Raw genomic sequence first — 20,953 nt, 5'->3', positions numbered from 1 at the left:
GGCCCTGGCCCCGAACCATCTAGGATGCCTTTAAGGCAATTTGAGGCAATAGGGCGGCAGCTCTATTTCGCGCAACATGGTCAACAGAGATTGCATCATCGGCGGACGTCAGAGGTGCCTGGTTCCCGCTGCGGATCCAGTCATCCAGCGTCGCCTCCACCAGCCGGGCAATCGCGCCAAACCGGATCTTGCCAGCAATGAACGCGGCGACCGCGACCTCATTGGCGGCGTTGTAGACGGTGGTCGCCCCCTTCCCGGTCCGGAGCGAATCGTAAGCCAGCCGCAGTCCGGGGAAGCGCTCGAAATCGGGCGCCTCGAAGGTCAGCTGGCCGATCTTGGCGAGGTCCAGCTTGGCCGCCGGCCCCTTGATGCGGTCGGGCCAGCCGAGGCAGTGCGCGATCGGGGTGCGCATGTCGGGCGCACCGAGCTGGGCCACCACCGAGCAGTCGGAAAACTCCACCATGCCGTGGATGATCGACTGCGGATGGACCAGCACATCGATCTCATCGGGCGTGAGCGCGAACAGATAGGAGGCCTCGATCACCTCGAGCCCCTTGTTCATCATCGAGGCGGAATCGATCGTGATCTTCTGGCCCATGCTCCAGTTCGGATGCTTCAGGGCCTGCGCGAGGGTCGCCTGCTCGATGTCCGCCACCTTCCAGGTGCGGAACGGGCCGCCTGAGGCGGTGATGATGACGCGGACGAGCTCGTCGCGATTGCCCGAGCTCAGCGCCTGAAACAGCGCATTGTGCTCGGAATCGGCCGGCAGGATGCAGGCGCCCGCCTTGGCCGCGCGCTGCATGAAGAAATCACCGGCGCAGACCAGACATTCCTTGTTGGCCAGTGCGACATGCGCGCCGCGATCGACCGCCGCGAGCGCCGGCTTCAGTCCGGCAGCGCCGCTCACGGCGGCCATCACCCAATCGGCCGGACGCGCGCCGGCTTCGATCACTGCGCTTTCGCCGGCACCGCATTCGGTGCTGGTCCCTGCGAGCGCAGCCTTGAGCTCGCCGAGCTTGGAGGTGTCAGCGATCGCGACGTAACGCGCGGAAAATTCCTTGGCGAGCTTCGCCAGTGCTTCGACATTGCCGTTCGCCGTCAGCGCCTCGACGCGGTAGCGCTCGGGCGAGGCGCGCAGCAAATCCATCGTGCTGTCGCCGATCGAGCCGGTGGCGCCGAGAACCGTGACGCTGCGGACGTCGGACGCCACAGCCTTGTTGTTTCGCAATGGGACCGCGCTCATATCCTCACCAAACCATAAGACCGCTTCCGGCGCTATGCACACCATGGCGGAGAAAGCCGATAAACCAGGCCGCCAGGATGGCGGCGACAAAACCGTCCAGGCGGTCCATAAGCCCGCCATGGCCCGGAATTAAGTGACTGGAATCCTTGACACCGAAGCGCCGCTTCACCGCGGATTCGAACAGATCGCCCGCCTGCGAGACTACCGATAGGACGGCGCTGACCAGCAGCAGCGGAACCGGCTTCCCGATCCCGCAAGCGGCGAAACCTCCGGCCACCGCAAGGCTCGCCACGAAGCCGCCGAACGCTCCGGCCCAGGTCTTCTTCGGGCTCACGCGCGGCCACAGCTTCGGCCCGCCGATGTTGCGGCCGGCGAAGTAGCCGCCGATATCCGTCGCCCAAACCACGAGCAGCACGAACATCAGCGCGGAGAAGCCGTTGACGAGATCCTTCCGGACCAGGATCGAGGCCAGCAGCGCTGCGGCTGCGTAGGCAAACCCCGTGGCCGCCCAGACGAACTTGCCGCGCGCGATCAGCGTCACGATCGCGCCGCCAACGAGGCCGACGACGACGGAGGTCTTGAGCCCGCCAAAGGCGACCGCAGCTCCCATCATGGCGATGACGACCGTCCCCGCCCCGGTCAGCGCGGCGGAGCCTGCGCCGACCACCGTCAGCCATTCGGCGAACAGCCCGATCGAGACCAGGGTGACGAGCAGCACCCACAGCCAGCCACCGACGTAGGCGATCGCAATGGTCAGCGGTGCCAGCACCAGCGCTGCGAGCACTCGCATCACCAGATTGCTCGGGGCAGGCTTGGCGCCCGCCGGTGCGGCGTCTTGTTCGCTCACGAGGCGGTTTTCGCGACCAGACCGCCAAAACGGCGCTCGCGCCTGGCGAATTCGGCGATCGCGCTTTCCAGCGCCGCCTTGTCGAAATCGGGCCAGTGAATCGGCACGAACACGAGTTCGCTATAGGCGGCCTGCCACATCAGGAAATTGGACAGGCGCTGCTCGCCGCTCGTGCGGATGATGAGATCGGGATCGGGAATGTCGGGCGCATCGAGATGCGCCCCGAGCGTCTCGGCATCGATCGTATCGGGGTCGCGCTTGCCTTCCGCAACTTCGCGGGCGAGCTTCTGCGCCGCCTTCGCGATCTCCTGCCGCGATCCGTAATTGAAGGCGACGACCAGCGTGAGGCGCGTGTTGTCGCGCGTCAGCTCCTCGGCCTCGTTCAAGAGCGCGCAGATGTCGCTATCGAGCCCCTCGCGCTCGCCGATGATGCGAACCTTGACGCCGTCGCGGTGCAGGCTCGCCAGGTCGTTGCGGATGAAGCGGCGCAGCAGGCCGAAGAGGTCGCCGATCTCGCTCGCCGGGCGTGACCAGTTCTCCGATGAGAAGGAGAAGATGGTGAGGTAGCGGATGCCGAGCTCGTGCGAGGCACGCACGACGCGGCGCAGTGCCTCGACGCCGCGGCGATGCCCCTCCGCACGCGGCAGGCCGCGCGCGGCGGCCCAACGCCCGTTGCCATCCATGATGATGGCGACATGCGCAGGCGCGTCGGACCGATCGGATCCTTCCGTTGCTGGCGCGGCGGCGTTGGACATGATGGCAGCCTTAAACGGTCAGGATTTCTTTTTCCTTGGCAGCCAGCAGCTGGTCGATCTCGGCGATCGTGCCGTCGGTCGCCTTCTGCACCTCGTCGGCATGACGCTTCTGATCGTCCTCCGACATCTCGTGGTTCTTCTCGAGCTTCTTGAGGACGTCGAGGCCGTCGCGGCGGACGTGACGCGCGGCGACCTTGGCGGCTTCCGCGTATTTGTGCGCGACCTTCACCAGCTCCTTGCGCCGCTCCTCGTTGAGCTCGGGGATGCGCAGACGCAGCACCTGCCCCTCGGTCGCGGGCGACAGGCCGAGATTGGAATCGACGATGGCCTTCTCCACCGCCTTGACCATCGACTTGTCCCAGACCTGCACCGAGATCAGGCGCGGCTCCGGCACGCTGACGGTGGCGAGCTGGTTGAGCGGCATGTGACTGCCATAGGCGTCGACCTGCACCGGATCGAGCATCGAGGCGGAGGCGCGCCCCGTCCGCAGGCCGCCGAGCTCGTGCTTGAGCGACTGGACGGCGCCCTGCATGCGGCGCTTCACTTCGTTGAGGTCGAAATTACCCGTGGCCATCTCGTTTCTCCTTCAAAATCCCGGCGACTGCTCCCGCGCCCCTCGCTTCAGGGCGCGGCAGTCGAGCCGTCAGCCGGCGACGATGGTTCCGTGGCCGACGCCACGCAGAATCGCGCCGATCGAGCCCGGCTCCGCGATCGAGAACACGATGATAGGCAGCGACGTCTCGCGGGCAAGCGCGAAGGCGGTCGCATCCATCACCTTGTAGCCGCCCTCGATCGCCTGCGAATGCGTCAGCCGGTCGAACCGGGTTGCGCTCGGATCCGTCTTCGGGTCGGCCGAGTAGACGCCATCGACATTGGTCGCCTTCAGGACCGCCTGTGCGCCGATCTCCGCAGCGCGCAGCACCGCGGTCGTATCGGTGGTGAAGAACGGATTGCCGGTGCCGCCGCCGAGCAGCACGATCCGGCCTTCGGCGAGATATTTGTGCGCCGCAGTGCGGGTGAACAGCTCGGAGATCTCGGGCATGACGAAGGCCGACAGCGTACGCGCCGGCGTGCCCTTGCGCTCGATCGCCGCCTCCAGCGCGAGGCAGTTCATCATGGTGGCGAGCATGCCCATAGTATCGCCGGTGGTGCGCGAGACCCCGCGGGAGGAGACCTCGACGCCGCGGACCATGTTGCCGCCGCCGATCACGACCGCAACCTCGGTGCCGAGATGGCGGGCGGCGATCAGATCGTCCGCAACCCGGTCGACGGTCGGCTGATCAATGCCAAACCCCTGCTGTCCCGCGAGATATTCGCCGGACAGCTTGATCACGACGCGACGATAGACCGGATCTGTCATGAGCAATTTCCTTGTCCGGGCGCCGCTTCCGGCGGCGCGCCGGAAGGAACTTTCCGGCGCTTACTTCTTGCCGCTGGCCGCGGCGACCTCGGCTGCGAAGTCGCTTTCCTGCTTCTCGATTCCCTCGCCGAGAGCATAGCGCACAAAGCCGGCGATCTTCACAGCGCCGCCGACCTTGCCCTCGGCCTCCTTCACCGCCTGCGCCACCGACTTGCCGGTGTCGTGGATGAAGGCCTGCTCCAGCAGGCAGACTTCCTTGTAGTAGGTCTTGAGGCCGGACTCGACGATCTTCTCGATCACGTTCTCGGGCTTGCCCTGCTGGCGATACTTGTCGGCGAGCACGTCCTTCTCGCGCTTGACGACCGCCGGATCGAGGCCGGACGGATCGAGCGCCAGCGGGTTGGCGGCCGCGACATGCATCGCGATCTGGCGGCCGAGGGCCGCGAGCTCGTCGGCCTTGCCCGGCGATTCCAGCGCCACGATCACGCCCATCTTGCCGGCGCCGTCGACGACGGCACCGTGGATGTAGTGCGCCACGACGCCCTGGCTCACTTCGAGCGAAGCGGCACGACGCAGCGTCATGTTCTCGCCGATGGTGGCGATCGCGTCGTTGATCGCGGCTTCGACCGTGACGTCACCGACCTTGGCGGCCTTGATCTTCTCGACGTCGGCACCGGTGTCGAACGCGACCTGGGCGATCATCTTGACCAGCCCCTGGAACTGGCCATTGCGCGCGACGAAGTCGGTCTCGGAGTTGACCTCGACCACGACGCCCTTGGTGCCCTTGGTGAGCGCGCCGATCAGACCTTCCGCCGCGACGCGGCCGGACTTCTTGGCGGCCTTGGACAGGCCCTTCTTGCGCAGCCAATCCTGCGCCGCTTCCATGTTGCCGTCATTCTCGGTCAGCGCGGCCTTGCAGTCCATCATGCCTGCGCCGGTGGACTCGCGCAGATCCTTGACCATCGCAGCTGTGATCATTGCCATTGTTGAAAATCCTTTGTGCCTGCCGGTTTGCCGCGGCACGGCACCCAACTGCCCCGCCGCGGTCCATCTCAGGTATTCGCGTCAACTGAAATGGTGGCCGGACCCTATCCGGCCAACCCATCGCTCTTTTTGACTATTCCGCTTCCGCGGTCAGCGCCTTGGCCTTGGCGACCCAGGCATCCGCGCGGCTCGGAAGACCGACTTCTTCGCCGATCGTGTGCGCGGTGTCGTGGTCGAGCTCGGCGAGCTGCCAGTAGTGGAAGATGCCGAGGTCGTTGAACTTCTTCTCGATCGCACCCGACACGCCCGGGAGCTTCTTGAGGTCGTCGGCGGTGCCGCGCGGACCTGCAAGGCCCTGGAAGCCGCTCGACGACGGAGCCGGCAGCTCTTCGGCGACCGGCACGGCCGCAGCGCCGACGTCGACGCCCGAATCGCCCTGGGCACGCGAGATGCCGTCGATCGCCGCACGCGCAATCAGGTCGCAGTACAGCGAAATGGCGCGACCGGCGTCGTCATTGCCCGGCACCACATAGGTGATGCCCTTCGGGTCCGAATTGGTGTCGACGATCGCGGCGACCGGGATGTTGAGCCGCTGGGCTTCTTGGATCGCGATGTCTTCCTTGTTGGTGTCGATCACGAAGATCAGGTCGGGCAGACCGCCCATGTCCTTGATGCCGCCGAGCGAACGGTCGAGCTTGTCGCGCTCGCGCTGAAGCGTCAGGCGCTCCTTCTTCGTGTAGGAATTGGCTTCGCCGCCCGACAGCACGTCGTCGAGGTGACGCAGGCGCTTGATCGAGGCCGAGATCGTCTTCCAATTGGTCAGCGTGCCGCCGAGCCAGCGCGAATTGACGAAATATTGCGCGCAGCGCTTGGCCGCATCGGCAACGCCGTCCTGCGCCTGGCGCTTGGTGCCGACGAACAGGATGCGGCCGCCCTTGGCCACCGTGTCGCTGACGGCCTGGAGCGCCTGGTGCAGCATCGGCACGGTCTGGGCGAGATCGACGATGTGGATGTTGTTTCGGGTGCCGAAAATGAACGGAGCCATTTTCGGATTCCAGCGGTGAGACTGGTGACCAAAGTGCACGCCAGCTTCGAGCAGCTGACGCATAGTGAAATCGGGTAGTGCCATCGTTCTAATTCTCCGGTTGGTTCCTCCGGAAACGTGTGAGCAAAACGGAGCGTTCTCGCCCCGGTTGCCACCGGACGGCCTTGTGAGCCATGTTTCCGTGTGAGATGGCGCGCTCTATAGCGCAATTTCGGCCAGAAGCAAGGAAATAAGGGCCTCGCGGGCGGTTTTCGCCCGCCCAAGGCCCCTTCCCTAAAGACCCCCGCAATACCCTGCCGCTCGATCGGGACCCGGCTAGCATTTCGGCTGGTTGGGCGGGCACTTCTTCGCAGCCGCCGGAGGCGGTGCCGCAGGTCGCGGCGGGGGTGGTGGCGCCGGGCGCGGCGGCGGCGCGACAGCCATCCGCGGGGGAGGCGGCGGAGGTGCCGGCCGGGCAACCGGCGGGGGCGGCGCGGGCCGCGCCATAGGCGGAGGAGGCGCCGGCCGCGCAGCCGCCACGGGCGGAGCCACCCGTGCCGGCGGAGGCGGCGCGACACGCGGCGGCGGCGGTGGTGCCGGACGTGCGATGGCCGTGGGCGGCGGAGGCGTCGGTCGCGCCACGGCTTGGGGGCGCGCTGGTGGGGCGGATGGCCGGATCGCCTGCGCCGGCGCGGCAGACGGCTGACTTTGCGGCCTGATCGGCTCGCGCGCGGCCGACGGCGATGGTGGAACGGGCCTTCCCGCAGCCCCGGGAGCGGTGCCCGGCTTGCCGGCTGCTGCCGGCGGCGGCGCGCCGGCCGGCTCGCGGATTGCAGACTTGGCGCGGTCGACGGGAGCGGTCCCGGACGGTATTTGCGCACCCGGGGGCTTCGGCGCCTGGCCGGTCGCAGTGGCGGGGGCGTTGGGCGAGACGGTCGCCGGCGCGGCAGCCGTTGGCGTATTGGGATGAGCCGGCGGCGGCGCACCGGGAGACGCGGTGCTCGGCGCTCCCTGGCGGGTCGGCGAGCTCGTGGGAGCAGTCGCTGTCGGAGCGGGCCTGCCCGGCAGGTTCCCTGCCCCCGCAGCCGGCGCTGGCGGCCCGCCCTGGGCACCAGGGACCGGCAGCGTGTTGGCCTGTGGCAGCCTGGTCTGTGGCGAAATGGCTGGTGCTGCGGTCGGCGCGACGGCGGTCGGCGTCGTCGGAGGCGTTGCAGTCCTTGCCGTCGGCTGGATCGTCGCGCTCGGAGGCATAGGTGCCTTGCCCTGCTGGATCAGGGCGGCGCGCTGCGCGACCGCCTGCGGCACGGCCGGGCCGGCCGGGTTGGCGCGGCCGGCAATCGCCGGAGCCAAAGCGGCCGGACCGGCGCCCGGCCCGACGCCCGGCGCAGGTGCGGGCGGTTGGTTGATCACGGTGTTGATCACCGTCGTATTGTGGATGTTCTGGTAGATGATGTTGTTGGGCGGCGGCGCGACGTAGACCGGCGGCCTGACGTACACCGGGATCGGCACGAACACCGGCTGCGGCAGCACGAACAGGCCGACCACGGGCAGCGGCGGTGGCAGCACGACGAAATCCGGCGGCGGCGGCGGTAGATAATAGACCGGTGGTGGCGGCGGCGGCGCGAAGTCGAAATCGGGATCGCTGAAATACAGCACCGGACGGTCGACATAGACCACCTCCTCGGGCGGCGGCGGCGGCACGTCGTAGTCGATCATCGCAAAGCTCGGCGGCGGCTCGGGCGGCGCGGTGAGGATCGCCAGGCGCCGGCGCGCATCCGCGGCGTGCGGCCCGCGCGGATAGCGGCGCAGATACGACCAATAGGCCTCCGGCGTATCGGTCCGGTAGGTCCGCCGCCAGGTGATGGCTTCGCGGCGCGCCGCCACGATCGCGATCACGCGCTTTGCAAGCGGATCATTCGGATAGGCCGCCAGAAATTCCTCATAGGCCGGCAGCGCGTCGCGCTCGAGTGCGGCAGCATAGGCATCCTGCACGCCTAGATCGCGGATCGGCTTGTTGCGGATGGCGGCAACCTGGTCAGGCGCAGCCGCCGGCGGCGGCGCGTCGGGCGCGCGCTCGAAGAACGAGAATGGCGCCGAGATCTTCTGCTCATTCCAGGGCACCTGCGCGCCCTTGCTGGCTTCGTTGACGCGCAGGCGGACGCGGTCGAATACCTCGGCTAGCGGCAGACCGCCGGTGCGGATCATCTCCGCCAGCGATTGCGCATAGATGCCGTACGGCCCCGGCTCCTCGGGCGCCACCGTGCCGGGCGCCGCATTGAAGGCGATCAGCATATTCGCCTCCGGCTCGACCAGCGCCAGGCCACTTGCGATCGGCTGGCCGCCCGCGATGAAGGGCTGCGCGCGCGCTGCGTCGAGCACGACGATGTTCGCCTTGAGCGGAATGGCCGCGAGCTGTCGCACATAGTCGCTGATGCGCAAGGCCTCGGTCGGAATGTCGGTGTCACGATTGATGTTGGAATCGACCGGGATGAAATAGTTCTCGCCGGCAAGCTGCACGCCGTAGCCGGCAAGATAGATCATCGCGACTGTTCCCGGCCCGGAAGCCTGGGCCTTCTGGATGAAATCGCGAAAACTCTTGCGCAGCGTGTCGCCGTCGAGATCGCGCGCGCCGACGACATCGAAGCCGGCCGCCTGCAGCGTCTGCGCGATCAGCCCGGCATCGTTCGCGGTGGTTGCCAGCGGCGACTTGGCATAAGCGCCGTTGCCGACAACCAGCGCGATGCGCTTTTCCTGCTGCTGTGCACGCGCCTGATGCGGTGCGCCTGTGGCAAGGACCAACGGCAGGAGAAGGCAGATGAAAACTTTGAGCGTCCCACGCATGGCTTGTGCCCGCTTTTGTTCTAGAGGTGGCCACCACGCATCAGACGCGCGTCCAGCTGAATGGCTCTTGAACGAAAAGCGCGGATTGAGGCGGCGGCATGGCGCCGCCGCCCAGTCAAACCTTTGCGTCGAACCTCCACGTCAGGCTCGCGTAAGTCTCACGACCGCACTGCGGCGCAAGCTCACCCGAGTTGACTTAGCTTTGGGTGATCAGATCAACCGTCCCAGTGCTCAGCCGATAGATGCCGCCGACCACCTTGAGCTTGCCCTGCTCGACCGCTGCGTTGAGGAGCGGCGCCGCCGATTTCAGCTTGGCGACGTTGTCGATGACGTTCTGGCGAATGGCGTTGTCGAGCGCGTTGCCGCCCTGCTGGGCCGCCATCTTCACCGCCGGCGCAATCGCGGCGACCAGTGAGGGGATGTGCCCCGGCAGCGGCTTGTCGTCCTTCAGCGACTTGATCGTCGCGTCGACGGCGCCGCAATTGTCGTGGCCGAGCACCAGGATCAGCGGCGTGCCGAGCACCGCGACGGTGTACTCCATGCTCGCCACCGTCTCATCGCCGGCGAAATTTCCGGCGACGCGGCACACGAAGAGATCGCCGCGTCCGCTGTCGAAGGCATATTCGGGCGCGATCCGTGAATCGGCGCAGCTCAGCACGGCCGCGTAGGGATTCTGGCCGCCGACCAGAGCCTCGCGCTCATGCGTGAAGTCGTGGCGGCGCGATACGCCCGAGACGTAACGCGAATTGCCCTCCATCAGCCGCTTGAGGGCCGCATCGGGCGAGAGCACGTTCTGAGGTTTCGGCGGCGCCTTGGCTTCCTTGGCTGAGGCGGCCCCGCCAAACGCCGCGGCCCCGAGCGCCGAGGCGGCGAAAAGCATCATCGAACGGCGGCACGGAGCGATCGATTGATGCAGATTTTCAGAGCATTTGTCACACATGGTTGTTCTTCCTTGGTTGCGCGCCGGGCGACAACTGATAGCTGTGCCCGCAAGGCTTCGAAACCATGCGTGAGCTTGTTAGTTAAGCTTTGGTTTGCGGCAAAGTGTGCAAGCGTCAGATCTGCTGCACGTCCACCACGCCCGCGACCGCCTTGATGGCGCCGGCGATCTGCGGCGAGACCTTGAAGCGGCCGGGCAGCTTCATCTCGACCTCGGTCTCGAGGTCGAGCATCATCACCAGCGACACCTCGCCGTCGCCATTGGAGCGCGGCGCGATGCCCGGGCTGCCGATCTTTGGCGCAGCACCATTCGATGCGGCCAAGTCGGGGCCGGCCAAGCGCTTGGCGATCGAGTCCAGCGGCTTGGTGTCGCGCAGGAAGATGCGCAGGCCCCTCTGCGTCTTGGCGGCGGCATCATCGAGCGGCTCGGCATGCAGCACACGGGCGCGCACGTCCTCGCCCTGCAGCTCGGCCCCCAGCTGCAGCAGCACGGCGGCGCCCGGCTCCAGCACGTCGCGATATTGCGCAAGGCCTTCGGAGAACAGCACCGCCTCGAAATGGCCGGTGGGATCGGAGAGCCCCATGATGCCCATCTTGTTGCCGGTCTTGGTGCGCCGCTCCATGCGCGAGACCACGGTGGCCGCGACCTTGCCGGCGGTGGCGCCGGTCTTCACGGCGCGGGAGAATTCCGCCCAGCTCTGGACCCGCAGCCGCTTCAGCACGGTGGCGTAATCGTCGAGCGGATGACCGGACAGGAAGAAGCCGACGGCGTCGTATTCGCGGCGAAGCTTTTCGGCCGGCAGCCACGGCTCGATCTGCGGCAGCATGATGGTCGGGGCGTCCGCCGACATGCCGAACATGTCGTTCTGGCCGACGGTCTCGGCCTGATGCGCGCGCTGGCAGGCGGCCAGGATCGAATCCGCGCCGGCGAAGACGCGCGCCCGGTTCGGCTCGAGCGTGTCGAAGGCGCCGGCGGCGGCGAGACTTTCGATGATGCGCTTGTTGATCGCACGCGGATTGACCCGCGCGGCGAAGTCGGCGAGCGAGGTGAACAAGCCCCGCTTCGTGCGCTCCTCGATGATCTGCTCGATCGCCTGAATGCCGACGCCCTTCAGCGCAGCGAGCGCGTAGTAAATCGTCTTCTCGCCGACCTCGAAGGTCGCGCCCGACCGGTTGATGTTCGGCGGCTCGACCTTGATGCCGAGGCGCTGCGCCTCGGAGCGGAATTCGGACAGCTTGTCGGTGTTGTTGAGATCGAGCGTCATCGACGCCGCGATGAACTCCACCGGGTAATGCGCCTTCATGTAGGCGGTGTGGTAGGACACCAGCGCATAAGCCGCCGCGTGGCTCTTGTTGAAGCCGTAGTCGGCGAATTTCGCCAGGAGCTCGAAGATGGTTTCGGCCTGCCCTTTCGGCACGCCGTTCTTCACAGCACCCGCGACGAAGATGTCGCGCTGCTTGTCCATCTCGGCGCGGATCTTCTTGCCCATGGCGCGGCGCAACAGGTCGGCATCGCCGAGCGAATAGCCCGACATCACCTGTGCGATCTGCATCACCTGTTCCTGGTAGATGATGACGCCGAAGGTCTCTTTGAGGATCGGCTCCAGCACGGGATGCAGATATTCCGGCTCCTCGTCGCCGTGCTTGCGCGCACAATAGGTCGGGATGTTCGCCATCGGGCCCGGGCGATACAGCGCCACCAGCGCGATGATGTCCTCGAAGCGGTCCGGGCGCATGTCGACCAGCGCGCGCCGCATACCCTGGCTTTCAACCTGGAACACGCCGACCACCTCGCCCCGAGCCAGCATCGCGTAACTCTCGGCATCGTCGATCGGCAGCGTGGCGAGATCGACGTGGATGTTGCGCGGCTTCAAGAGCTTCACCGCGACGTCGAGCACCGTCAGCGTCTTCAGGCCGAGGAAGTCGAATTTGACGAGGCCGGCGGGCTCGACCCACTTCATGTTGAACTGGGTCACCGGCATGTCGGATTTGGGATCGCGGTAGAGCGGCACGAGCTCGCTCAGCGGACGATCGCCGATCACGATGCCGGCCGCATGGGTCGAGGCATGTCGCGTCAGGCCTTCGAGGCGCTGGGCGATGTCGAAAGCGCGCGCCACCACCGGATCTTCATCGCGGAACGCCTGCAGCTTCGGCTCGCTCTCGATCGCGGCCGCCAGCGTCACCGGCGCCGCCGGATTCTGCGGCACCAGCTTGGTCAGCTTGTCGACCTGGCCATAGGGCATCTGCAGCACGCGACCGACGTCGCGCAGCACGCCGCGCGCCTGCAGCGTTCCGAAGGTGATGATCTGCGCCACCTGGTCACGGCCGTAGCGCTGCTGCACGTATTGGATCACCTCGCCGCGGCGGTCCTGGCAGAAGTCGATGTCGAAGTCCGGCATCGAGACGCGCTCGGGATTGAGGAAGCGCTCGAACAGCAGGCCGAACTTGATCGGATCGAGATCGGTGATGGTCAGCGCCCAGGCGACCAGCGAGCCCGCGCCGGAGCCGCGGCCCGGCCCGACCGGAATGCCCTGGCTCTTCGCCCATTTGATGAAATCGGACACGATCAGGAAGTAGCCCGCGTATTTCATGCGGGTGATGACGTCGAGCTCGAAGGCGAGCCGTTTGGCGTAGGTCTCTTCTGTCGTGCCCTGGGACAGGCCGTGGACGCTGAGGCGCCGGGCGAGCCCCTCCTCGGCCTGGCGCTTCAGTTCCGCCGCCTCGACTGCGGCGGCGTCCGAGCTCTGCGCGGCACCGACGGTGAAGAACGGCAGGATCGGCTTGCGCGTCATCGGGCGGAACGAGCAGCGCTCGGCGATCTCCACCGTCGAGGCCAGCGCCTCCGGAATGTCGGCGAACAGCACCGCCATCTCGGCGCGGGTCTTGAAGCGATGATCGGGCGTGAGCTGCTCGCGCTCGGTCTCGGCGATCAGCCTGCCGCCGGCGATGCAGAGCAGCGCGTCATGCGCCTCGTAATCGTCGGTCGAGGCGAAATACGGCTCGTTGGTCGCGACCAGCGGTAGTCCCTTGGCATAGGCGAGGTCGATGAGGCCGCTTTCGACGCGCCGTTCCTTTTCGGTGTTGTGGCGCTGCAACTCGATGTAGAGGCGATCGCCGAACAGGCCCGCCAGCCGCTCGCAGCGCGTCGCGGCGAGCTCGGCATGCCCGCCGGCAAGCGCCAGCGAGATCGGCCCGTCCGGTCCGCCTGTCAGCGCAATCAGCCCCTCGGTCTCGCCCTCGAACCAGTCGAACTTGATGAATGGAGCGTGGCTGTCCGGCGATTCCAGGAATGCGCGGGAGTTCAGCCGCATCAGGCTGCGATAGCCGCGCTCCTGCGCCGCCAGCAGCACCACGCGCGAGGGCCCCATCGCGTTGCGCGCATTCGGATCCTGGTCGCCGAAATCGATCGCCAGCTCGCAACCGACGATCGGCTGGATGCCGGAGCCCGCCATCTTGTCGGAGAACTCCAGCGCGCCGAACAGATTGTCGGTGTCGGTCAGCGCCAGCGCCGGCTGGTGGTCCTTCTTGGCAAGCTCGGCGAGCTTGGCGATCTTGATCGAGCCCTTGAGCAGCGAATAGGCCGAGTGAACGTGAAGGTGAACAAATCCGGCGCTCGGCATGGTCGCGTGATGGCCTCTGGCAAATGGGATGGAGCGGGTGCCGGCTCCTCAAGGCATCATGCGCCTGTCCGGCCGACTCGCAGCACAATGGTGGGGTGCCGCGCCGCGAGAGTCCACGCCGGAGCGGCCGCTTCGCCACGTCGTCCTGCTTTTCCCCAACCAGACATGCTTGAACCCCGGGACTCAGAGCTGGGGGATGACCTGGGCCCAGATCGCGATCATCCCGACGAACAGCGTGATCGAGGCCAGTGCGGCGGCCTCTTCGACGAAAACCCTGAACATGTCTCGCTCCCTTGCTAGAACGTATGAAGAACATTGTTCTCATTTCGTTCTCGGGAGTCAAGCGCGGCGGACAACCTCCAAAGCCGATGGTTAACTCGCTGAATTCAAGCAATAAAAAAGCCCCGGCCGAGGCCGGGGCTTTCGACGAGCGCTCGCAGCCGAGCGATCTGGATCAGTAACGGCCGAGGATCGGGCCACCGAACTTGTAGTTCAGGCGGACGAGGCCCATGTCGATGTCCTGCCCGATGCGGTCGACAGCGCCGCTGGCAAAGGTGACGTTGTGGTCGCCGAGGAAGATGTGGTTGTACTCGACGCCAACCGACCAGTTCGGAGCGAAGCCAAACTCCAGGCCCGCACCAACCGTCCCGCCCCAACGGGTCTCGCTGGCCCGGTCGAGGTTCGCACCGGTGACAGTGCTGTAGACGTCGTACTTGTTGCCGACGACGGCCGCACCGCCCTTCGCGTAGAGCAGGACGTTGTTCCAGGCGTAGCCAACCTGGCCCGTGATCAGACCGAACGAATCGACGCGGGTACGGTTGCGGAAACCGGTGATGCCGCTGACGTTGTCACCCGAGAAGTCCGCCCAGTTGCCCTGGCCTTCGAGGCCGAACACGAACTGACCCGACTGCCAGCGATAACCGATCTGACCACCGACCGTGCCGCCGGTCGAGTTGTGCGAACCTTCGGGGCCGAAGCCAACCAGGTTCCACGAGGTGTCGGCCGAACCGCCGCCACCGTTGATACCGATGTAGAAGCCGCTCCAGTCGTAAACGGCGGCGATCGCCGCCGGCGGCGCCTTGGTGTAGGGCCGTGCCGCGAGGTCGGCAGCCAGCGCCGGCGCAGCCGCGCTGAGCGCGACGAGGCTGACAGCGGCGAGCAACACATTTCTCTTCATCTTGATTCCCGTTCCAGTTTCTTCGAAGGCCCCCCGGCCGTGCTGTGGTCATATCAGCGATCAACGGAATTGCTGTAACCGCCACGCAACAGTGCTGTCGAAAGGAGCGTGCTCATTAACGAATGTTTATCAGCGCGTGCGTGGAAACCCTTTGGAACAAGTGTTTTCTGCGGTTCCAATGTCGACTACACGACGTAAAGTGCAGGCGCGCGTAACATCGTCGCGCGCACATTCCTGTGATTGGAGAATCGAAATGCGTCGTCGCGCTACACATCGCATTGCTGCCACATTTTTGCTCGCATTCGTCACATTCGCCGTCGCATCGAGTGCAAGCACGCCCGCGCACGCATTCGGCACGCATCATCCGTTCTGTCTCACCGGCGATGAATGGCCCGGGCTGAGCAATTGCAGGTTCGACACCTACGCGCAGTGCCAGGCGAGCGCATCGGGACGCGCGCTGACCTGCATCGCCAATCCGTATTTCGCCGGACAGAGCGACGACCCCTACGCCTATCAGAATCGTCCGCGCGTACAGACGCCCGGCTATTCGCCCGGCATCTACCTGCCGCGCTGAGATGCGCACCGCCTGTCTCGCGCTCGCCGCCATGGGCCTGCTTCTCCCGGGCGGACCTGCACGCGCGCAGACCTACGATCCGCGCTATCCGGTCTGCATGCAGATCTACGGCCCTGTCGGCTATTTCGATTGCCGCTACGGCTCGCTCGAGCAGTGCAGATATCTCGCCGTCGGACGTTCGGCGAGTTGCACCGTGAACCCGTACTTTCCAACGACGCAGCCTGCGCGCGCTCGCCGCTCGAGCGCGCCGCCTCGCCACCGATCCTAGCGGCTTCGATTTCGGCGGGGATCGGGGTGGCGGACGCGTTCACACCGCCTGGCGGCTCAGCTTTGCCAGGGCGTATTGCGGATCCGTGTGCACGCGTTCGGCTTGCGGAACGTGGGATCGTGATCTTCGATGTAGTCAAAGTTCACGGTCCCAAACGTCGTCTGCGGCTTCTTCAGGGCCGAACAAGTCTGCACCTTCAGGAACTCGTTCTTGAAATCACCGCGAGGAAACGCGGAGATCACCTGATCGCGCTGCTCCGGCGTGTAGTCGTCATATCCGACCCCGACGACGTCCACCAGAACGCCCGCGTTGGTGAGCGCGATCTCCGGCCGCATATATTGCGGAATGCCGGGTGTGGTGTGCAGGGCGATTGCCTCCCAAACCAGGTCGGCTTGCGGCTCGGCGATTCCGCGCGCCCGCAAGAACTCGCGCGCAGCATCGGCGCCGTCGACCTCAAATCGCTTCGTTTCGCTGTGATAGTGATCGACGAGGCCGATGTCGTGAAACAGCGCCGCGACATAGAGCAGCTCGGCGTCGAATTTCAGCTTCTGCCGCAGCCCTTTCATGGCGCCGAACACATAGACGCGGACGGAATGGTTGAACAGCATCTCGTCTTCGTAGCTGCGCACCAGCTCAGCCGCCTCGCGCGCCAATTGACTATCGGGAATTTTGACGCCGGAAATCACGCTCGTCATTGTCAAGCTCCTGCAATGCATGTCGGTTGGTGCCGCGCGAACCGTCACGCCGCCCTCTCGAGCGCGGCCTGCGGCGTATTTCGGAAGCTGATCGACATGCGATTGTACGCATTCATCACGCTGATGGCGATCGTGAGGTCGACAAGTTCGCGCTCGCCGAAGACCTTGCGGGCGGCTTGATACGCTTCATCCGGAACATTGGTCTCGGCGACGCGGGTGACCGTCTCGGCCCATGCGAGAGCGGCGCGTTCACGCTCGTCGAAGAGATTGCCGGCCTCGGCCCAAGCTTGGACCAGCGCGAGCTTTTCGATTTTCATCCCGCTCTTGAGCAGGTCGCGTGCGTGCATGTCGAGACAATAGGCGCAATTGTTGATCTGCGAGACCCGCAGGTAAGCGAGCGTCACCAGCGTCGCGGGAAGCCCGCTCTGCATGACATAGCCATAGACGCCGCCCAGTGCCTTCGCGCCTGCCGGGGCAATGTGGTTGTAGTTGAGGCGTTCACTCATCCGGATTTTCCTTGCTGATCGAGGGAGCAAAGCTCTCCCCTTTGCTGCCTCAGATGCCCCTCCCCTGGTCCATAAAAAAGCACCAAGAATGCACTAAAATCGTGTACTAGGGATCATGGTCAAACCGCTGCGGCTGAAGCTCGATCGGTCCGCGAAGACGCCGCTCGCAGAGCAGATCCACCACGGGATCAGGACCGCCATCGAGAATGGCGTTCTCGCCCCAGGCGCACGCCTGCCTTCATGGCAGGATTTGGCGGCTCAGCTTGGTGTTGCGCGCGGCACCGTGCGCTCAGCCTATGAGAAGCTCTCATCCGCCCAGCTGATCGTCGCGGCCCGTGCGACAGGCACCCATGTCTCCGATCGACCGTCCTTGCCCGCGCGACGGGACAAGGCCCCCGCCCCCGGCTCGTTCATGGAGATGTACCAGGAGCTCACGGCGGGCCCGGCGATCTTCCAGATGGGCGTGCCGTCGCGAGAGACCTTTCCTGCGACGTTGCTCGCGCGAATGCGAGCGCGGGCGGTACGGGCCGAAGCGAGCCGACCTGCGATCTACCCGGATCCCCGCGGCGAGTTGGACTTGCGGCGCGAGATCGCAGCCTACCTTGCGCTGGCGCGCGGGATCGAGTGCACGCCGTCCCAGATCATCATCACCAGCGGCTTCAGCGGCGGCCTCGGCCTGGCGCTCCAAGTCCTCGGTCTCGAGCCAAGAAGGAAAGTCTGGATGGAGGAGCCCGGCTTTCCCTTCACCCGGCACGGCCTCGGGCTTGCGAGATTGTCGATCGTGCCGATCGCGGTCGACGCCGACGGCATCGATGTCGATGACGGTCTGCAGCGTGCACCCGATGCCGCGCTGGCTGTCGTGACGCCAGGGCAGCAGGCGCCGCTCGGGTCCACATTGTCCCTGGCACGCCGCACGCGCCTTCTCGACTGGGCGATGCGAGCCAAGGCATGGGTGATCGAGGACGACTATCTCAGCGAACTTCAGCTCAAGGGCCGCGCCACGCCGGCGCTCGCCTCGCTCGACCGCGCCGGCCGCGTCATTCACGTTGGCTCCTTCAGCAAGACCATAAGCCCTGCCTTGCGGCTGGGCTTCGTCGTTGCACCGCCAGCTCTGGCGTCGCGATTTGCCGAGACGGCCGCCTGCCTCGCGCCGGCCCCCGGCCCCGCGGTGCAGCTCGCCACGGCCGACTTCATGCGCGAGGGCCATTATCTGCGGCATCTGCGACGCACGAAGCGCGCCTATGCCGCGCAGGCCGATGCCTTGCTCAAGGAGCTTTGCCCGCGGACGAACGTTGCGATAGCAGGACTGGCCGCGACCCTGCGATTGCCGGACGGAGCACCTGATCTTGCGGTCGCGAAAGAGGCCGCATCGTTCGGACTGGCGCCGACACCGCTATCGCTCTGGTATGCATCGGCGGCTTCCGCGCATCCCGGACTGTTGCTGGGCGTCGCAACGTCTCCACTCAAGAGGATCGAGGCATCATGCGAACGGCTCCTTCGGATCATCGACCGCTTGACGTGATCCGACGCCAATCCCGCTGGCCCTAACCGGACATCGTCATGAGCAACGGTCCGTGCCGTGTCGCGACAACAATGTGCTCGTACCGCACCGTCGGCGCTCCGGGACTGCTGTAGAGTGTCCATGGCTCATCGCCATTCTCCGCCCACTCCGCGCCCATATTTCGAGAAAGCACGACGTCACGACTCCGACATCGCAATCACTATTCATACGACATCTCACCGGTGCTATCTCGCGCCCCACTCTCGGCAAGAAGAAACGGGAGAACTGGAGAATTGTTATGTCTGTCGCGAACATTGGAATCGGCCGGCGGGACTTCATCGCATCCTCGCTGATCGGTGCCATTGGCCTCAACCTTCCGTTCACAACGAGCGCATCACCCGCGCAGCCGTCGGAAAGCGCGGCGAGCTCCGCCGGCGACGCCAGCATTCGCAAATTCAACATCGACATTCCCGCCTCTGCCCTCGACGATTTGCGCCAGCGCATCGGCGCAACGCGTTGGCCGGACCGCGAGACGGTGCCTGACAATTCGCAGGGCGTGCAGCTCGCACGGCTGCAGGCGCTTTGCGACTACTGGGCGAGGTCCTATGACTGGCGCAAGGTCGAGAAGCAGCTCAACGCGCTGCCGCAGTTCATCACCGAGATCGATGGCCTCGATATCCATTTCATTCACGTCCGGTCGCGCAATCCCGACGCGCTGCCCATCATCATCACGCACGGTTGGCCGGGTTCGATCCTCGAGATGCTCAAGACCATCGGGCCGCTAACCGATCCGGCGGCGCACGGCGCGCGCGCGGAGGACGCTTTCCACGTCGTCATCCCATCGATTCCCGGTTACGGCTTCTCAGCGAAACCGCGCGAGCTCGGATGGGGCCCGGATCGTGTGGCGCGCGCCTGGGACGTACTCATGAAGCGGCTCGGGTATGTCAGGTACGTCTCGCAGGGCGGCGACCATGGCTCCGTGATTTCCGACGCGCTCGCCCGTCAAAAGCCTACCGGCCTCTTGGGTATCCACGTCAACATGCCGCCGACCGTGCCTCCGGAGTACGTCAGGGGCATCAATGCCGGCGACCCGCCACCTGCCGGCCTTCCAGAACCCGAACGCGTGGCCTTCGAAACCCTGAGCAAGTTCTTCGCCCGCAGCGCAGCCTACGGCGCGATGATGGTGACGCGCCCGCAGACGATCGGCTACGGGCTGTGCGACTCGCCCGCGACGCTCGCTGCCTTCATGTACGAGAAGATCGCCGAGTGGACCGACAGCGGCGGCGAGCCCGAGCGCGTGCTGACCCGGGACGAGATCCTGGATGCCATCTCGCTGTACTGGCTCACGGAGACCGGCGCGTCGGCCAGCCGGTTCTATTGGGAGAACAACAACAACAACTTCAGCTCGGCCGCGCAGAAGACCACGGAAATCACGATCCCGGTCGCGGTGACCGTGTTCCCCGCCGAGATCTATCGTGCCCCGAAGTCATGGACCGAGCGCGCCTATCCGACGCTCCATTACTTCAACGAGGTCGACAAGGGCGGCCACTTCGCAGCATGGGAGCAGCCGCAGCTCTTCGCCGCGGAAATGCGGTCGGCATTCAGGTCGTTGCGTTGAGCTGCTCAATGCGTGGACCGCATGGCGGCGCTGTCATGGCGCCGCCCGATTTCCGACTTATGAGGTTGCCCTCAATTCTTTGAATTGGCCTACATGAAGCTACATGAAGCCGGGATTACGAGGGAGGTAGCTGGCCCAATCCCCGAACTGTCGATCGGACATCAGCAGCATCGGGAACGTCAGATGCATGCCGTGGTCGATCGCCACCTTGAGCGCCGGCTCGCTCGCACCCGGCACAAAGGCCGAAATGATTGGGACATCGCTCCGTGCCGCGAACGAAAGCGCAGCCGCAAAGGCGGGCCCAACGAGATCGGGCCGGCGCACGGCGAGCGGGCCAATGTGTCCGTCCGAGATATAGACATACCCTTCGCATTCACGGCCGGCATGAATGGTGAACCCGTTCGTCGTGCTGTCGCCGAGGAGATATCGATGATGCTTTGCTCTGGAAACGCCGAGAGCGCCGACATCAATGGGAACCAGGTCCTCGAACCGGGGCGCAGCAGCAGCAAGGGGTTCGAGATGGAGCCGCGGCCCAGCCAGCCGTGACGCCAGACGGTCACGAGGCACGCTGACCATGTAGATCGGAAAGCGTGGGAATAGTCCGTGGCGGATGTAGAGACCCTGCGACACGTTGTTGAAGGTGAAAGTGATCAGCGCCTTGATCGATGCGCCGCGCGCCTCTGCGTGCGCGAACGCCTTGCTGATGAGTTGATTGCCGACGCCGTCACTCTGCCGGTCAGGCGCCACGAACAGCTGCGCCAGAAACCAAAGCTCGCCACAAACCCAACTCCACGCGAAGCCGACAATGTCCGCCCCGTCATCGGCAACCCAGAGGCCTTCGGGATCGTCCATGAGCGAGAAGGCTTGAAAATTCTGGGGGCGGGAGGATGCCATCTTGCCGAAGCCCCGCCGTTGCGTGAGTTCATTGATGCTCGCAACCACGATCTCGTCGGCTCTGGCCAAGTCATCGATGCGAGCGGGTCGGCACACGACAGCCATGA

Annotated in this window: 18 protein-coding genes and 1 pseudogene; 4 read left to right on the top strand and 15 right to left on the bottom strand. The window is 65.6% G+C overall.

Features of this window, described 5'->3' with window-relative positions; translation table 11 throughout:
• Positions 1–19: 19 nt before the first annotated feature.
• The 11 genes from dxr to P6U31_RS17575 all read right to left on the bottom strand — a co-directional run bounded on the left by dxr (position 20) and on the right by P6U31_RS17575 (position 14,790).
• Positions 20–1,243 carry a 1-deoxy-D-xylulose-5-phosphate reductoisomerase gene (gene dxr, locus P6U31_RS17625; RefSeq protein WP_407189618.1) on the bottom strand — a complete coding sequence of 408 codons (1,224 nt, stop codon included), beginning with the start codon at positions 1,241–1,243 and terminating at the stop codon, positions 20–22.
• A gap of 4 nt (positions 1,244–1,247) precedes the next feature.
• Complete coding sequence (locus P6U31_RS17620; RefSeq protein ID WP_407189617.1) at positions 1,248–2,090, bottom strand: phosphatidate cytidylyltransferase; 843 nt, start codon at positions 2,088–2,090, stop codon at positions 1,248–1,250.
• A complete protein-coding gene (locus P6U31_RS17615; protein ID WP_407189616.1) occupies positions 2,087–2,845 on the bottom strand; it encodes an isoprenyl transferase in 759 nt (252 codons plus the stop codon). The genes P6U31_RS17620 and P6U31_RS17615 overlap by 4 nt, the downstream gene beginning before the upstream one ends.
• Positions 2,846–2,855: 10 nt before the next feature.
• Entirely contained in the window at positions 2,856–3,419 is a 564-nt protein-coding gene (gene frr / locus P6U31_RS17610) for a ribosome recycling factor (RefSeq protein ID WP_212432439.1), read from the bottom strand.
• Between the two features lie 69 nt (positions 3,420–3,488).
• Positions 3,489–4,205 (bottom strand): UMP kinase, encoded by a 717-nt coding sequence (pyrH, locus tag P6U31_RS17605; RefSeq protein ID WP_407189615.1) that lies wholly within the window; start codon positions 4,203–4,205, stop codon positions 3,489–3,491.
• 60 nt (positions 4,206–4,265) lie between these two features.
• Positions 4,266–5,189, bottom strand: coding sequence for a translation elongation factor Ts (gene tsf / locus P6U31_RS17600; RefSeq protein WP_407189614.1), 924 nt, complete (start codon positions 5,187–5,189; stop codon positions 4,266–4,268).
• 133 nt (positions 5,190–5,322) lie between these two features.
• Positions 5,323–6,318 carry a 30S ribosomal protein S2 gene (locus P6U31_RS17595; RefSeq protein ID WP_407189613.1) on the bottom strand — a complete coding sequence of 332 codons (996 nt, stop codon included), beginning with the start codon at positions 6,316–6,318 and terminating at the stop codon, positions 5,323–5,325.
• 231 nt (positions 6,319–6,549) lie between these two features.
• Entirely contained in the window at positions 6,550–9,054 is a 2,505-nt protein-coding gene (locus P6U31_RS17590; RefSeq protein ID WP_407189612.1) for a caspase family protein, read from the bottom strand.
• Positions 9,055–9,250: 196 nt separating this feature from the next.
• Positions 9,251–9,994 carry a carbonic anhydrase gene (locus P6U31_RS17585; RefSeq protein ID WP_407189611.1) on the bottom strand — a complete coding sequence of 248 codons (744 nt, stop codon included), beginning with the start codon at positions 9,992–9,994 and terminating at the stop codon, positions 9,251–9,253.
• A 115-nt stretch (positions 9,995–10,109) separates the two neighbouring features.
• Positions 10,110–13,613: a DNA polymerase III subunit alpha gene (dnaE, locus tag P6U31_RS17580; RefSeq protein ID WP_407189610.1), complete on the bottom strand. Its 3,504-nt coding sequence runs from the start codon at positions 13,611–13,613 to the stop codon at positions 10,110–10,112.
• A gap of 454 nt (positions 13,614–14,067) precedes the next feature.
• Positions 14,068–14,790, bottom strand: coding sequence for an outer membrane protein (locus P6U31_RS17575; protein ID WP_407189609.1), 723 nt, complete (start codon positions 14,788–14,790; stop codon positions 14,068–14,070).
• Between the two features lie 253 nt (positions 14,791–15,043).
• Here P6U31_RS17575 and P6U31_RS17570 point away from each other — a divergent pair, with 253 nt between their 5' ends.
• A complete protein-coding gene (locus P6U31_RS17570; protein WP_407189608.1) occupies positions 15,044–15,364 on the top strand; it encodes a DUF3551 domain-containing protein in 321 nt (106 codons plus the stop codon).
• 1 nt (position 15,365) lies between these two features.
• A complete protein-coding gene (locus tag P6U31_RS17565) occupies positions 15,366–15,632 on the top strand; it encodes a DUF3551 domain-containing protein (protein WP_407189607.1) in 267 nt (88 codons plus the stop codon).
• Between the two features lie 56 nt (positions 15,633–15,688).
• On the opposite strand, the gene P6U31_RS17560 is transcribed toward P6U31_RS17565, so the two are convergent.
• Together P6U31_RS17560 and P6U31_RS17555 are read right to left on the bottom strand one after the other, a co-directional pair.
• Positions 15,689–16,327 carry an HD domain-containing protein gene (locus tag P6U31_RS17560; protein WP_407189606.1) on the bottom strand — a complete coding sequence of 213 codons (639 nt, stop codon included), beginning with the start codon at positions 16,325–16,327 and terminating at the stop codon, positions 15,689–15,691.
• 44 nt (positions 16,328–16,371) lie between these two features.
• A complete protein-coding gene (locus P6U31_RS17555; RefSeq protein WP_407189605.1) occupies positions 16,372–16,833 on the bottom strand; it encodes a carboxymuconolactone decarboxylase family protein in 462 nt (153 codons plus the stop codon).
• Positions 16,834–16,948: 115 nt separating this feature from the next.
• Here P6U31_RS17555 and P6U31_RS17550 point away from each other — a divergent pair, with 115 nt between their 5' ends.
• Positions 16,949–18,355, top strand: a complete 1,407-nt coding sequence (locus tag P6U31_RS17550; RefSeq protein ID WP_407189604.1) for a PLP-dependent aminotransferase family protein — start codon at positions 16,949–16,951, stop codon at positions 18,353–18,355.
• A gap of 22 nt (positions 18,356–18,377) precedes the next feature.
• Here P6U31_RS17550 and P6U31_RS17545 read toward each other — a convergent pair.
• A pseudogene (locus P6U31_RS17545) lies at positions 18,378–18,515 on the bottom strand (type I methionyl aminopeptidase); the annotation flags it as partial.
• Positions 18,516–18,632: 117 nt separating this feature from the next.
• Between P6U31_RS17545 and P6U31_RS17540 the strand changes: the two are divergent.
• Positions 18,633–19,952: an epoxide hydrolase family protein gene (locus P6U31_RS17540; protein WP_407189603.1), complete on the top strand. Its 1,320-nt coding sequence runs from the start codon at positions 18,633–18,635 to the stop codon at positions 19,950–19,952.
• 99 nt (positions 19,953–20,051) lie between these two features.
• On the opposite strand, the gene P6U31_RS17535 is transcribed toward P6U31_RS17540, so the two are convergent.
• A complete protein-coding gene (locus P6U31_RS17535; protein ID WP_407189602.1) occupies positions 20,052–20,951 on the bottom strand; it encodes a GNAT family N-acetyltransferase in 900 nt (299 codons plus the stop codon).
• Positions 20,952–20,953: the final 2 nt, after the last annotated feature.

The sequence above is a fragment of the Bradyrhizobium centrosematis genome, from assembly GCF_045571495.1.
Lineage (GTDB): Bacteria > Pseudomonadota > Alphaproteobacteria > Rhizobiales > Xanthobacteraceae > Bradyrhizobium > Bradyrhizobium centrosematis.
The sequence above is the reverse complement of the archived record's forward strand: the minus strand, read 5'-3'. Positions and strand labels throughout refer to the sequence as shown.

Bases quoted from the DNA above. Each gene is read 5' to 3' on its own strand.
- frr (WP_212432439.1), bottom strand. From the start codon at position 3,419: ATGGCCACGGGTAATTTCGACCTCAACGAAGTGAAGCGCCGCATGCAG.
- P6U31_RS17590 (WP_407189612.1), bottom strand. From the start codon at position 9,054: ATGCGTGGGACGCTCAAAGTTTTCATCTGCCTTCTCCTGCCGTTGGTC.
- P6U31_RS17555 (WP_407189605.1), bottom strand. From the start codon at position 16,833: ATGAGTGAACGCCTCAACTACAACCACATTGCCCCGGCAGGCGCGAAG.
- P6U31_RS17595 (WP_407189613.1), bottom strand. From the start codon at position 6,318: ATGGCACTACCCGATTTCACTATGCGTCAGCTGCTCGAAGCTGGCGTG.
- dxr (WP_407189618.1), bottom strand. From the start codon at position 1,243: ATGAGCGCGGTCCCATTGCGAAACAACAAGGCTGTGGCGTCCGACGTC.
- P6U31_RS17565 (WP_407189607.1), top strand. From the start codon at position 15,366: ATGCGCACCGCCTGTCTCGCGCTCGCCGCCATGGGCCTGCTTCTCCCG.
- P6U31_RS17540 (WP_407189603.1), top strand. From the start codon at position 18,633: ATGTCTGTCGCGAACATTGGAATCGGCCGGCGGGACTTCATCGCATCC.
- P6U31_RS17550 (WP_407189604.1), top strand. From the start codon at position 16,949: ATGGTCAAACCGCTGCGGCTGAAGCTCGATCGGTCCGCGAAGACGCCG.
- dnaE (WP_407189610.1), bottom strand. From the start codon at position 13,613: ATGCCGAGCGCCGGATTTGTTCACCTTCACGTTCACTCGGCCTATTCG.
- P6U31_RS17535 (WP_407189602.1), bottom strand. From the start codon at position 20,951: ATGGCTGTCGTGTGCCGACCCGCTCGCATCGATGACTTGGCCAGAGCC.
- tsf (WP_407189614.1), bottom strand. From the start codon at position 5,189: ATGGCAATGATCACAGCTGCGATGGTCAAGGATCTGCGCGAGTCCACC.
- P6U31_RS17575 (WP_407189609.1), bottom strand. From the start codon at position 14,790: ATGAAGAGAAATGTGTTGCTCGCCGCTGTCAGCCTCGTCGCGCTCAGC.
- P6U31_RS17560 (WP_407189606.1), bottom strand. From the start codon at position 16,327: ATGACGAGCGTGATTTCCGGCGTCAAAATTCCCGATAGTCAATTGGCG.
- P6U31_RS17585 (WP_407189611.1), bottom strand. From the start codon at position 9,994: ATGTGTGACAAATGCTCTGAAAATCTGCATCAATCGATCGCTCCGTGC.
- pyrH (WP_407189615.1), bottom strand. From the start codon at position 4,205: ATGACAGATCCGGTCTATCGTCGCGTCGTGATCAAGCTGTCCGGCGAA.
- P6U31_RS17615 (WP_407189616.1), bottom strand. From the start codon at position 2,845: ATGTCCAACGCCGCCGCGCCAGCAACGGAAGGATCCGATCGGTCCGAC.
- P6U31_RS17570 (WP_407189608.1), top strand. From the start codon at position 15,044: ATGCGTCGTCGCGCTACACATCGCATTGCTGCCACATTTTTGCTCGCA.